The sequence below is a fragment of the Brevundimonas sp. 01N35 genome (genome assembly GCF_056399785.1).
Genome location: NZ_JBFTRZ010000011.1, coordinates 1 through 12569, shown reverse-complemented (window position 1 = coordinate 12569; position 12569 = coordinate 1). Strand labels below are relative to the sequence as shown.

Below are 12569 nucleotides of genomic sequence, written 5' to 3'. Positions count from 1 at the left end.
TTCCAGAGGCCGTCCCCACCCGGTCCCTGCGGGACCACCCTCCCCAGGACGGGGAGGGAGAGGTTTCGCCATGGTCCGTCACTTCCTCGATATTCACCGGCTTGAAGCCGCTGATCTGCGCGCCATTCTGGACGACGCCCATGCCCGCAAACAGGCGCGCAAGGGCTGGCCCCAGGGGCGTCCCGACGCCGATGCGCCGGGCAAGGACCGCGTCCTGGCCATGATCTTCGAGAAGAACTCGACGCGCACCCGTTTCAGCTTCGACGCGGCCATTCGTCAGCTGGGCGGCTCGGCCATCATCGCCACGGCGTCCGACATGCAACTGGGGCGCGGCGAGCCGGTCGAGGATACGGCCAAGGTCCTGTCGCGCATGGTCGACGCCGTGATGATCCGCGCCAACGATCATGAGGATGTCGAACGCTTCGCCCGTGTCTCGACGGTTCCGGTGGTCAACGGCCTGACCGACCGCAGCCACCCGTGCCAGATCCTGGCCGACCTGCTGACGATCGAGGAGCATATGGGGCCGGTCGCGGGCAAGACCATCGCCTGGGTCGGCGACGGCAACAACGTCTGCCACAGCTTCATGCACGCGGCGCCCAAGTTCGGCTTCCAGCTCAACGTCGCCTGCCCGGCGGAATATCACCCCGATCTGCGCGATCTGGAGAAAGGCGGCGACCACGTCTTCCTGACCAGCGACCCGCGCGAGGCGGTGGCCGGCGCCGACGTGGTCGTCACCGACACCTGGGTGTCGATGGGGGATCAGGACTACGAGGCGCGTCTGGCGGCCTTCGAGCCCTATACGGTCGATGAGGCCCTGATGGAGTTGGCCGCGTCCGACGCCGTCTTCCTCCACTGCCTGCCGGCGCACCGCGGCGAAGAGGTGACGGACGCCGTCATCGACGGGCCGAAATCGCTGATCTGGGACGAGGCCGAGAACCGCATCCACGCCCAGAAAGCGGTCCTGGCCTGGTGTTTCGCAGGCGCCTGACGGCGCCTGCTCATTCTTTCGGCCCTAACGCTTCGCGCTGCTTGAGGGCCGTCGCCCCTTTGGGCCCTAACGCGCTTCGCGCTGCTTGAGGGCCGTCGCCTTTCCTCCCCGCTTTGTGGGGAGGAGGGACCGCGCAGCGGTGGAGCGGCGTCGCCGCCGTTAGCTGTGCGTCAGTAGGCGGTGGGGAAGGTCCGACCCCCCAGCACCGAGGCCAGGTGGATCAGCAGCAGCACCGCCAGCGCGGCCGCAGCCAGCATGATGAAGCGCCACGGCGCCATGCGCGGCCCCTTCGCCAGGTCCGGCGGCCGGGCGCCGCGCCAGCCGGAAAAGACGGCGACGGCGCTTGAGGCGGCCAGCAGGATGAGGGTCAGCGAAGGGCTCATGGCGAGGGCAGGTGGCGTCTAAGGCGCCGCTTCGCAAGCCGAATTCTTGCGAGAAGATGAATCTAAACGCGACGTTAACCATGTCGGCGTGAAAAGCGGCGGACCGCGAGCAAGCGTCACGGGCGGTTCCGTCGCCGGGCGCCAGATGTAGCGGTTAACGACACGTTTACACGCTTGATCTGGAGCGGTAGCGTCACCCTATGGGTCGGGAGGCGAATCAGTGAGCGCAGCAGCGCCGTGGAGCGTGAAGGGGATCGACCCCAAGGCTCGCGAGATCGCCAAGGACCTCGCGCGCCGTTCGGGCATGACCCTGGGCGAATGGCTGAACTCCATGATCATGGACGAGCCGGACGAGGACGAGAGCGTCACGCCCCTGCCGCGCCGCACGCCCATTCCCGATCCCTATGACCGCCGCAGCCGCTCGCGGCGCCTCGACGACGTCTATGGCCTCGAGGACGAGGGGCCGAGCCGGGTCGGGGCCTCCATCGAAGTCATCGCCGGTAGGCTGGAAGCCGCCGAGCGCCGCTCGACCGTCGCCATCCAGGGCATTGATCAGGCCGTGGCCGGTCTGGTCCGCCGTCTGGACGGACAGGACGACGTCGGCGCGAGCTACGCCCGCCGCATCGACGACATCGCCGAGGAACTGCGCGAGGGCCATAAGCGCCTGCGCCGCTTCGAGCAGGAAACCGGCCCTAAGACCGAGGGAGGCTTCGCCAAGCTGGACGCCGCGCTCGGCGCCGTCTCTAGCCGCCTGTTCGATCTGGACGAGCGCCAGCGCACCACGATCGGCGACCTGCGCGAACGCATGGAGGCGGTCGAGAAGGCCGCCGGCCCCGGCGTCGGCAGCGACGTCCTGGCCCAGGTCGGCGCGCGTCTGGACGAGGCCCAGGTCCGCACCTCCGAGGCCCTGAAGGGGCTGGAGCGGTCCTTCGCCGCGCTGGACCTGCGTCTGCGCGACGCCGAGAGCCGGGTCGAGCCCGAGCACGCCCGCGAGGCCGCCCGCTTCGAGAAGCTGGCCGAGACCCTGACCCGTCAGGTCGAGGGCAGCCGCAGCGAGATGATGCGCCGCCTCGACGTGGCCGAGACCGAGGGGCGGGTGGAGCGCATCGAGCGCGCCCTGGCCGCGGTCGGCGACCAGACCCGCGCCGCCGAGCAGCGCTCGGCCGACGCGGTCGAGGCCATGGGCCGCGAGGTGCTGCGCATCGCCCAAAACCTGAACGCCCGGGTCGAAAAGGTCGAGGCCGGCGGTCCCGCCGCCGAACAGGTCGACGCTCTCGGCAAGGCCCTGAACGAAAAGCTGGACCGTGACATGGGCCGCTACGTCCAGGCGATGGACCAGCGCATCACCCGGTCCGACGACCAGCACGCCCTGGCGCTGGAGCGGCTGGGCGGCGAGATCACCCGCATTTCGGACCGCCTCAGCGAACGCATCGCCCAGTCCGAACGTCGGTCGGCTCAGGCGCTCGACGATATCGGTCGTCGCCTGGCCGAGAACACCGACAAGATCGAGCAGCGCTACGACCGCGTTTCGGGCGATCTGGCCGAACGGATGCGTCAGAGCGAGGAGCGCACCGCCCGCCTTCTGGCCGAGGCCCGCGACAGCATGGAGCAGCGCGGGACGCGCGCCGTCCGGCGCGAGACCCCGCTGGAAAGTCCCGAGCCGACGCCGTGGAGCCCGGCCGAAAGCCCGAGCGGCGACTGGCGCGCCGCCGCCTTCGCCGATCCGGTAGACGACTGGTCCGATGATGCTCTGGGCGGCGCGCTGGACGCCGCGCCCTTCCCCGCGCCGGCGATCCCCGACCCGGAGCCGGCCTTCATCGACCCCCTCGAGGTGGAGCCCGTCGCGCCCGCGCCGTTCGGCTCCGCCCCGGAACGGGCGCGCTTCGGCTCGATCTCGACCGATCTCATGCTTGAAGCGGGCTTCGACGATTTCGGCGGCGCCGACGTCAGCGACGTTCTGGACGAGACGCCGGTCGGCGGCTTGCCGCCGCTGGTCGACGGGCCGGCCGCCGACGACGGCTTCTCCGCCGAAAACGACTTCATCGACCCCGCCGCCTTGCAGGCCGGGGCCGCGGCGGGGCGCGCGGTCTCGACCCGCGACACGCTGGACGCCGCCCGCGCCGCCCTGGCGCCGGCCGCCGACGAGCCGCGCCAGGCGTTCGGCCTGAAGCTGAAGCGGGGCGGAAAGTCCAAGCTGCAGGAGCGTCTGGACAAGCAGGCGTCGCGCGAAGGCTCGACCATCCGCAAGGCGCTGGGCGCCTCCGCCGTGGCGGTGATGCTGGTCGGCGGCGGCTACGCCTTCGTTCAGGTGGCCGAGGACAATGGTCTGGCCTTGACCCTGCCCGGGACGGGCCGGACGCCCATCGACGCGACGCCGAGCGCGGCGCCTCTGGCGGCCGTGGCCGTGGCCTTGGACGCCGCGCCGACCGACGCCGTGCCGTCGCCCGACCTGGCCGCGACCGAGGGCGCGGCCCTGTTCGCCCGGGCGGTGCAACTGCTCGACAACGGCGACGACAGCGGGCTGGAGACGCTGAAGCGCGCGGCCGACCTGGGTCATGCGGGGGCGCAGCTGCGTCTGGCCGGCCTCTATCAGGAAGGCGGCGCGGGCCTTGCGCCCGATCCGGCCGAGGCGCGGACCTGGGCGCGGCGCGCGGCCGAGGGCGGCGAGGCCCGGGCCATGCACTATTACGCCATGCAGTTGTACGACGGCGAGGGCGGCGCGCGGAACCGCGTCGAGGCCCTGACCTGGCTCAAGAAGGCCGCCGAGGCTGGTCGCGTCGACAGCCAGTACAACGTCGCCCGTCTCTACGAAAAGGGCGACGAAGGCGTGGCCGCGAACGCGACCGAAGCCTTCAAGTGGTACATGATCGCGGCCCGGCGCGGCGACCAGCAGGCGCTGGCGGCGGTGCAGCGGCTGACGCCCGCGACCTCGGCCGAGACGCGCCGCGTCGCGCGCGAAGCCGCCGACGCCTTCACCGTCGAGCCGGTCGCCTGACAGCCTTGGCGTAACGGGCCGAGGTGAAAGGCAGGGCGGGGGTGGCGGTTCGCGGCCGCCGCCGCTAAGACCGGAGCCTAGTCGCCTTGCCGGCGCTGTTCTGCGTTCCCTTCCAGCCGAAGGCGCGTGCCGTGGATATTTACCTGCCGATCGCCGAGGTTTCGGTGAACTGGCCGTTCCTGGTTCTGCTGGGCGCGCTGGTCGGCTTTGTCTCGGGTCTGTTCGGCATCGGCGGCGGCTTCCTGATGGCGCCCGTCCTCGTCTTCATGGGCATCCCCCCGACCGTGGCGGTCGCCAGCCAGGCCAGCCACGTCGTCGCCTCCTCCACATCCGGCGTCATCCGCTACTCGGGGATGAAGGCGGTCGACTATCGCATCGGCGGCATCATGGCCGGCGGCGGCGCCCTGGGCGCCTTGGCCGGGGTTGAACTGTTCCGCTACCTGCGCCTGCTGGGCCAGGCCGACCTGGTCGTGGCCCTGTCCTATCTGATCTTCCTCGGCTCCATCGGCGGCATGATGCTGTACGAAAGCCTGACGCAGATCTTACATCGGGTGCGGGGCGAGACCCCGCCGCGCAAGGAACGCCGTCGCCCCATGTGGCTGTACGGTCTGCCGTTCCGCATGCGCTTCCCCCGCTCGGGTCTCTACATCAGCGCCATTCCGCCCTTCGGCCTGGGCGTCTTCGCCGGCATCCTGTCGGCCATCATGGGGGTGGGCGGCGGCTTCATCCTGGTCCCGGCCATGCTCTATGTGCTGCGGATGCGAGCCAGCGTCGTGGTCGGCACCAGCCTGTTCCAGATCATCATCACGACCGCCATCACCACCGTCCTGCAGGCCGGGCGCAACCAGACGGTGGACATCGTCCTGTCGACCATCCTGCTGCTGGGCGGCGTGGTCGGCGCCCAGTTCGGCGCCAAGCTGTCGGGCCGGTTCCGCGCCGAGGAAATGCGCGCGGCCCTGGGGCTGATCGTCCTGCTGGTCGGCATCCAGATGGGGCTGGAGCTGTTCGTGCGGCCGACCGATCTCTTCCTCCTGGCGCCGGGGGTGGGGGATTGATGTTCCAGGCCCTGCCGCCCGCGCCCGCGCCCGTCGTCGTTCCCGCCGAAGTCGGTACGGTCGAGCGTTCGGTCGCCACCGAGGGCGAGGTGCGCGTCGCCGCCGCCCTGACCGACGCCCAGGTCCAGGTCGATTCCAGCTTCCGCGGCGCCTCTATCGTCCTCTACGGCGCGGTGTTCAATCCGACTGACGTCCCCGCCGACGTGGTGGTGGTGGTGCGCGGGCCGGACGCTCCGGTGCGTCTGGTCAAGAAGACCCGCAACATGGGCGTCTGGCTGAACAGCCGGCCGGTCCTGTTCGAGGGCGCGCCCGGCTTCTACATGACAGCCTCGACCCGGCCCCTGTCGGACGTGGCGGACTTCGGCCAACTGCGCCGTCTTGGCGTCGGCGTCGACCACCTGCGCATCGATGCGCCGCAGGAAAGCCGCACCGTCACCCGCTACGGCGTGCGCGACGTGGTGGTCAGCCGTCTGGGCGAAAACTACCTCGACTGGCGCCGCGCCGTGATCCGGCTGAAGGAGGCGGCGGCCCTCTACGACACGGATCCGAACGGGGTCCAGTTCGTCGACAGGGGCCTGTTCCGCGCCGAGGTGAAACTGCCGACCGTAGCGCCGACCGGCACATACTACGCCGAGGTCTGGCTGTTTCAGGACGGGGCGCCGGTGTCGGTGTCCAACCTGACCCTGACGGTCGCGAAGGTCGGTCTGGAGCGCGACATCTATGAGTTCGCCCACGCGCGGCCGTGGTCCTACGGCGTGCTGTGCGTGATCCTGGCCGCGCTGACGGGTTATGCGGCGTCGCGGGTGTTCAGAAGCAGGTAGGGCTGACCCTCAACCTCCGCTCATCCCGGCGGACGCCGGGATCCAGTAAGAGCCGAGCCCGCGCAGTGGAGCTTCTCGCTCCTTCGACCGCACAGGCCCGTCGTCCAAAGGACTGGATCCCGGCGTCCGCCGGGATGAGCGGGAGGGGAAGGGGGCGCCTCAAAGAAGAAAGGGCGGCTCCTGCGAGCCGCCCTTTCCATTTTCAGCCTGATGTGAAGATCAGGCCGCCTTCTTCTCCGGCGCGAAGCGGCCGTAGAAGGTCTCGCCCTTGGCGGCCATTGCGCGCAGCAGTTCGGGGACCTTGAAGCGGTCGCCGTACGCAGCGGCCAGACGGTCGGCGGTCTCGACGAAGGTCTTGAGTCCGGTCTGGTCGATCAGGGTGATCGGGCCGCCCGACCAGGGCGCGAAGCCCCAGCCCAGGATGGCGCCCAGGTCGGCTTCACGGGGGTCGTCGATGACGCCCTCGGCCCAGCAGCGGGCGACTTCGACGGCCTGACGATAGAGCAGGCGCGTCTTCAACTCCTCGACCATCTCCGGCGTGGAGTCGTCGATCTTGACCGGGGCCAGTTCCGACAGGCCCGCCCACAGGGTCTTGGGCTTGCTGTCATAGTCGTAGAAGCCCTTGCCGTTCTTGCGGCCATAGCGACCGCCCTCGACCATCTTGGCGACGATGTCGGCGCCCTCGGCCGGGACATAGGCGTCGCCCAGGTCGATCGCGGTCTGCTTGGCGATCTTGTAGGACAGGTCGAGCGCGACGTCGTCGTGCATCTCCAGCGGGCCGCGCGGCATGCCGGTCATGCGGCCGACGTTGTCGATCAGGGCCGGGGCATAGCCTTCCTCGAGCATGGCCATGCCTTCCATCAGGAAGGTGGAGAAGCAGCGCGAGGTGTAGAAGCCGCGGCTGTCGTTGACGACGATCGGCGTCTTCTTGATCTTCAGGACATAGTCGATGGCCTTGGCGATGGCGGCCGGGCCGGTCTTCTCGCCGAGGATGATCTCGACCAGCATCATCTTGTCGACGGGCGAGAAGAAGTGGATGCCGATGAAGTCCTCGGGACGGACCGAGGCCTCGGCCAGGCCGGTGATCGGCAGGGTCGAGGTGTTGGAGCCGAAGACGGCGCCTTCAGCCAGTTGCGCCTCGGCGCGCTTGGTCACGTCGGCCTTGATCTCGCGGTTTTCGAACACGGCCTCGATGACCAGGTCCGATCCCTTGATGTGGTCGTAGTCGGTGGTGGCGGTGACCAGAGCCAGGGCAGCGTCGAACTTCTCCTGGGTCATCTGGCCGCGCGACAGGCGCTTCTGCAGCAGCTCGGCGACGTGGGCCTTGCCCTTGTCGGCGGCTTCCTGGGTCTGGTCGATCAGGACGGTCTCGATGCCGGCCATGACCTGAACATAGGCCACGCCCGCGCCCATCATGCCGGCGCCAAGAACGGAAACCTTGCGGGGATCGGACTTGGGCACGCCCGCCGGGCGCACCGCGCCCTTGTCCAGTTCCTGCTTGGACAGGAAGAGGCTGCGGATCATGGCCTGGGCCTGCGGCGTCATCAGGGTCTTGATGAAGTAGCGGGTCTCGATGCGCAGAGCCGCATCCATCGGCACCTGAACGCCTTCGTAAACGGCCTTCATCAGGTTGGTCGCGGCGGGATAGTTGCCGTAGGTCTGCTTGCGGATCATCGCATTGCCGACCAGGAAGTTCTGGATGCCGGCCGGGTGGTAGGGGCCGCCGCCGGGCAGCTTGAAGCCCTTGTCGTCCCACGGCTGCACGGCCTTGCCGCCAGCCTTGATCCAGGCCTTGGCGGCCGCGACCGACTGACCCTTTTCAACGATCTCGTGGACGATGCCGGCGCCCTTGGCGTCGTTGGGACGGAAGGACTTGCCCTCGGTCATGGCCATCATGGCCGCCTGCACGCCGATCAGGCGCGTCAGGCGCTGGGTGCCGCCGCCGCCGGGGAAGAGGCCGACCTTGATCTCGGGCAGGCCCAGCTGGATCTTGTTGTCGTTCTCGACCACGCGATAGTGGCAGGCCAGCGTCAGTTCCAGACCGCCGCCCAGCGCCAGGCCGTTGATGGCCGCGGCCACCGGCTTGCCGCAGGTTTCCAGCGCGCGCAGGGCGCCGTTCATCTTCCAGCCCGCGTCATAGGCGTCCTGCAGATTGGCGCCGCCGATCATGCCGCCGGCGATGTCGCCCAGGTCGGCGCCGGCGCAGAAGCCCGACGTCTTGCCCGAGGTGAGGACCGCGCCCTTGATGGCGTCGTCGGTCTTGATGCGCTCCACCAGCTGCGGAATCTCGGCCATGACGGACGAGGTCAGGGTGTTCATCGAGCGTCCCGGGACGTCGAAGGTGATCAGGGCGACGCCGTCGGCGTCCACGTCGATCTTGAAGTTTTCCATGGTCAGTCGCTCCCGATCAGACGCGTTCGATGACGGTGGCGGTGCCCATGCCGCCGCCGATGCACAGGGTGATGAGGGCGGTCTCCTTGTCCGAGCGTTCCAGCTCGTCCAGCACCACGCCGGTGATCATGGCGCCGGTGGCGCCGAGCGGGTGGCCCATGGCGATGGCGCCGCCGCAGACGTTGATCTTGTCGTGCGGGATGTCGAGCGCCTGCATGTAGCGCAGGACGACGGCGGCGAAGGCTTCGTTCAGTTCATAGAGGTCGATGTCGGTCGACTTCATGCCCAGGCGACCCAGCAGCTTGTGAGTCACGAACTCCGGGCCGGTAAGCATGATCGACGGCTCCGAGCCGATCGAGGCGGCGCCGCGGATCTTGGCGCGCGGCTTCAGGCCCAGGGCCTTGCCAGCTTCCAGCGAACCGATCAGGACGCCGGCCGAACCGTCGACGATGCCCGAGGAGTTGCCGGGGGTGTGGACGTGGTTGACGCGCTCGACCTCGGGGTAGCGTTGGTTGATCACGGCGTCGAAGGCCATCTCGCCCATCATGGCGAAGGAGGCGTTCAGCGCGCCGAGCGTCTGCATGTCCGTGTTCGGACGAATGGTCTCGTCATGGTCCAGGCGCACCAGACCCAGCTGGTCCAGCACGGGGATGACCGACTTCTTGAAGCGGCCCTCGGCCCAGGACTGGGCGGCGCGCTTGTGGCTTTCGACCGAATAGGCGTCCACGTCGGCGCGGCTGAAGCCCCACTTGGTGGCGATCATGTCGGCCGAGACGCCCTGCGGCACGAAATAGGTCGCAAAGGCGCTGGACGGATCGACCGGCCAGGCCCCGCCGTCCGAGCCCATCGGCACGCGGCTCATGGCCTCGACGCCGCCGCCGACGGCGAAGTCGGCCTCGCCGGACTTCACCTTGGCGGCCGCCATGTTCACGGCTTCCAGGCCCGAGGCGCAGAAGCGGTTGACCTGGACGCCGGCCGTGGTCTGGGCCCAGCCGGCGTTCAGCACGGCGGTGCGGGCGATGTCGGCGCCCTGCTCGCCCACCGGCGAGACGCAGCCGAGGATGACGTCGTCGACTTTCGAGGTGTCCAGGCCGTTGCGGTCGCGCAGCGCCTGCAGCACCTGGCTGGCCAGCGACAGGGCGGTGATCTCGTGCAGAGAGCCGTCCTTCTTGCCCTTGCCGCGCGGGGTGCGCACCGCGTCGTAGATATAGGCGTCGGCCATGAGGTGCGTCTCTCTTTGTTTCTAGGGTCCCTACCGCTTGCCGCACGGCGGCTCGCTGCATGAGGGACAGGTCGGACTTTCTAGGGTCCCTATCGCTCGCCGGGCGGCGGCTTGCGGCTTGAGGGACGGGTCTGGAATTGAAACTTGGGGCTCAGAAACCCTACGTTTACGTCAACGTCAAGTAACAACCGGCGTGAGGCTTTGTCGCGAATGTCTCGCATCTAGCTGGGCGTTAGGAACGACCTGGCGCGGGTTGCCTTCCCTCAGGTGGCAATCACCCCCAGGAGGACCGCCGTGACCCAGACCTATGAAGAGATGGACGCCGTCGCCATGCTGAAGGCCGACCACCGCAAGGTGGAGGAGATCTTCGCCAGTTTCGAGAAGGCGCGGGGCAAGGACCGCAAGCAGGCATTGGCCGAGCAGGTCTGCCTGGAACTGAAGGTCCACACCATCATCGAGGAGGAAATCTTCTATCCCGCCTGTCGCAGCCGGATCGAAGAGGATCTGATGAACGAGGCCTATGTCGAGCACGACTCGGCCAAGAGGCTGATCAACGACATCGAGGCGGGCGGCCCGGACGAGGCCTTCTACGACGCCAAGGTCAAGGTGCTGTTCGAGATGATCAAGCACCACGTCAAGGAAGAGGAGACGCGCTCGGACGGCATGTTCGCCCAGGCCCGCGCCGCGGGCCTGGACATGGACGATCTGGCTGAGCGGATGCGCGCGCGCAAGAAAAGCGCGATGGCTCAGCTTAAGGGGCATCCCGAAATCCCGGCCGAGACCCATGTCTTCCATGGCGAGGACAACGCCTTCGCCATGGCCAAGGCGCCGATGATGCGCGCCGGCGGCCGACCGGGGATGGAGATGCGGGAGGCGCGCTGACCGCCCGCAACCGTTGCGGACCTACCGGGCGACGGCGAGCCGGACCAGCTTGCCGTCGTCCTCGTCGGTGATGACCCAGACAGCGCCGTCGGCGGCCACGGCCACGTCGCGGATGCGGGCGTTCAGGTCGGTCAGCAGCCGCTCCTCGCCGACGACGCGGTCATTCTGGATCACCAGTCTCGCCAACTGCTTGCCGCCCAGGCCGGTGACCAGCAGGTTGCCCTGCCAACCGGGGAACATGGCGCCGCTGTAAAAGGTCATGCCGCCCGGCGCGATCACCGGGTCCCAGTAATAGACCGGCTGTTCCGTGCCTTCCTTGGCCGTGACGGCCGGGATGGGCTGGCCATTGTATTCGATGCCGTAGGCGACGCCGGGCCAGCCGTAGTTCTTGCCGGCCCGATCCAGATTGATCTCGTCGCCGCCGCGCGTGCCGTGCTCGACGGTCCAGATGGCGCCCGTCCCCGGCTGGACGGCGATGCCCTGCATGTTGCGGTGGCCCAGCGACCAGATTTCCGGCCGCGCGCCCGTCTGCCCGACGAAAGGATTGTCGGATGGGACGCTGCCGTCAGCGTTGATGCGGATGGTCTTGCCCATGTGCGAGCCCAGGTCCTGGGCCTGGGGCCGCATCGGCTTGTCGGAGCGTTCGCCCAGGGTGATGAACAGCTTGCCGTCCGGCGCAAACGCCAGCGACGAACCGAAATGCTTGTCCCCGTCGTAGGTCGGCTGGGCGCGGAAGATGACCTGCACGTTTTCGATCCGGCTCAGGTCCTCGGACAGGCGGCCGCGCGCCACGGCGGTGCCGTTGCCGCCTTCCCGAGGCTCGGCGTAGCTCCAGTAGATCATCCGGTCCTGGCCGAAGCTCGGGCCCAGGATGACGTCCAGCAGACCGCCCTGGCCGCGCGCATCGACGGCGGGCAGACCGGTGATCGGTTCGCCGATCTGACCCTCTTTGCTGACCACGCGCAGGCGGCCGGGCCGTTCGGTCACCAGCCACTGGCCGTCCGGCAGCACGGCCAGGCCCCACGGATGGACGAGGCCGGACGCCACCACCCTGTGCGTCAAGGCGGCTTCGGTGCGCACGCCCGGCGCCCGGGTCTGGCCTTCGAAGGCGGGCTTCTGCTCCGGATTGTTGGCGGGACGGGTCTCGACGGGCGCGCCGGGCCGATCCTGGCCATTGGCCCCGCAGGCGGCGGCGAGAACGAGGAGCGAGGCGGAAGCGGCGAGGAAGGTCGGACGCATGGGGCTCTCCTGAACGGCAGATGTGTCGCCGCCAGAATGAAGCCTCACGGTTCCGCGTGCGAGCTGAATCCGCCCGCGACAGTTCCTCCGGCGTGATTTCCGCGCTTAAGCGGCTTGAACCCGACGGAAGGCGGCGATATACGCACGCCTCTCGCGCGCTCCGGTCGTCAACGACTTGCGCGGGGTCCCGTAAGGGGTTGGGTAGCTCAGATGGTTAGAGCGGTGGATTCATAACCCACAGGTCGGCGGTTCGATCCCGCCTCCAACCACCACTGGTTTTCTTTAATGAAATCAGTGAAGTGCAGCTTTTCGGGCGAACTGCAGCTTTACACCCACACAGGCCGAGCGTTTCGATCGGTATTATTTGCGATGGCAACGGCCATATGCATTGATTTCATCAATGCCCGGTGCCGAAAGCGGGCGCGCTGAATATCGGCAATGGGTGGTGGGCTCAACTGATCGCTGCAACACACGCAGCGAAGGTCTCCGCTGGCGTCCGATAGAGCAAGGTCTTTCTTGGCCGTTCGTTGAGCTGTCGGGCGATGGCGCTGAGCTGGGCCTGGCTGTGGAGGGACAGGTCGGTTCCGTGGGGC

The 12569-nt window shown here is 68.5% G+C and carries 9 protein-coding genes, 1 tRNA gene and 1 pseudogene; 6 read left to right on the top strand and 5 right to left on the bottom strand.

Annotated elements, in window-relative coordinates; all coding sequences use genetic code 11:
- Positions 1 to 70 precede the first annotated feature (70 nt).
- Complete coding sequence (gene argF / locus AC1DJ5_RS11855) at positions 71 to 988, top strand: ornithine carbamoyltransferase (protein ID WP_477020726.1); 918 nt, start codon at positions 71 to 73, stop codon at positions 986 to 988.
- 170 nt (positions 989 to 1158) lie between these two features.
- On the opposite strand, the gene AC1DJ5_RS11850 is transcribed toward argF, so the two are convergent.
- Positions 1159 to 1371: a hypothetical protein gene (locus AC1DJ5_RS11850; RefSeq protein ID WP_441454654.1), complete on the bottom strand. Its 213-nt coding sequence runs from the start codon at positions 1369 to 1371 to the stop codon at positions 1159 to 1161.
- Between the two features lie 220 nt (positions 1372 to 1591).
- Here AC1DJ5_RS11850 and AC1DJ5_RS11845 point away from each other — a divergent pair, with 220 nt between their 5' ends.
- The 3 genes from AC1DJ5_RS11845 (at position 1592) to AC1DJ5_RS11835 (ending at position 6242) form a co-directional block, all read left to right on the top strand.
- On the top strand, positions 1592 to 4366 hold the full coding sequence (locus AC1DJ5_RS11845; RefSeq protein WP_477020725.1) for an SEL1-like repeat protein: 2775 nt from the start codon (positions 1592 to 1594) through the stop codon (positions 4364 to 4366).
- A gap of 131 nt (positions 4367 to 4497) precedes the next feature.
- Complete coding sequence (locus tag AC1DJ5_RS11840; protein WP_477020724.1) at positions 4498 to 5421, top strand: sulfite exporter TauE/SafE family protein; 924 nt, start codon at positions 4498 to 4500, stop codon at positions 5419 to 5421.
- Positions 5421 to 6242, top strand: coding sequence for a TIGR02186 family protein (locus AC1DJ5_RS11835; RefSeq protein WP_477020723.1), 822 nt, complete (start codon positions 5421 to 5423; stop codon positions 6240 to 6242). The genes AC1DJ5_RS11840 and AC1DJ5_RS11835 overlap by 1 nt, the downstream gene beginning before the upstream one ends.
- A 219-nt stretch (positions 6243 to 6461) precedes the next feature.
- On the opposite strand, the gene AC1DJ5_RS11830 is transcribed toward AC1DJ5_RS11835, so the two are convergent.
- Together AC1DJ5_RS11830 and AC1DJ5_RS11825 are read right to left on the bottom strand one after the other, a co-directional pair.
- Positions 6462 to 8633: a 3-hydroxyacyl-CoA dehydrogenase NAD-binding domain-containing protein gene (locus AC1DJ5_RS11830; protein WP_477020722.1), complete on the bottom strand. Its 2172-nt coding sequence runs from the start codon at positions 8631 to 8633 to the stop codon at positions 6462 to 6464.
- A 16-nt stretch (positions 8634 to 8649) separates the two neighbouring features.
- A complete protein-coding gene (locus AC1DJ5_RS11825; RefSeq protein ID WP_477020721.1) occupies positions 8650 to 9855 on the bottom strand; it encodes an acetyl-CoA C-acetyltransferase in 1206 nt (401 codons plus the stop codon).
- Between the two features lie 294 nt (positions 9856 to 10149).
- Here AC1DJ5_RS11825 and AC1DJ5_RS11820 point away from each other — a divergent pair, with 294 nt between their 5' ends.
- On the top strand, positions 10150 to 10737 hold the full coding sequence (locus tag AC1DJ5_RS11820) for a hemerythrin domain-containing protein (RefSeq protein ID WP_477020720.1): 588 nt from the start codon (positions 10150 to 10152) through the stop codon (positions 10735 to 10737).
- Between the two features lie 21 nt (positions 10738 to 10758).
- Here the strand turns inward: AC1DJ5_RS11820 and AC1DJ5_RS11815 are convergent, their stop codons facing one another.
- Entirely contained in the window at positions 10759 to 11976 is a 1218-nt protein-coding gene (locus AC1DJ5_RS11815; protein WP_477020719.1) for a PQQ-dependent sugar dehydrogenase, read from the bottom strand.
- A 195-nt stretch (positions 11977 to 12171) separates the two neighbouring features.
- Between AC1DJ5_RS11815 and AC1DJ5_RS11810 the strand changes: the two genes are divergently transcribed.
- A tRNA-Met gene (locus AC1DJ5_RS11810) sits at positions 12172 to 12248 on the top strand.
- A 179-nt stretch (positions 12249 to 12427) separates the two neighbouring features.
- Here the strand turns inward: AC1DJ5_RS11810 and AC1DJ5_RS11805 are convergent.
- Positions 12428 to 12569 (bottom strand): annotated as a pseudogene (locus AC1DJ5_RS11805) (IS30 family transposase); the annotation flags it as partial.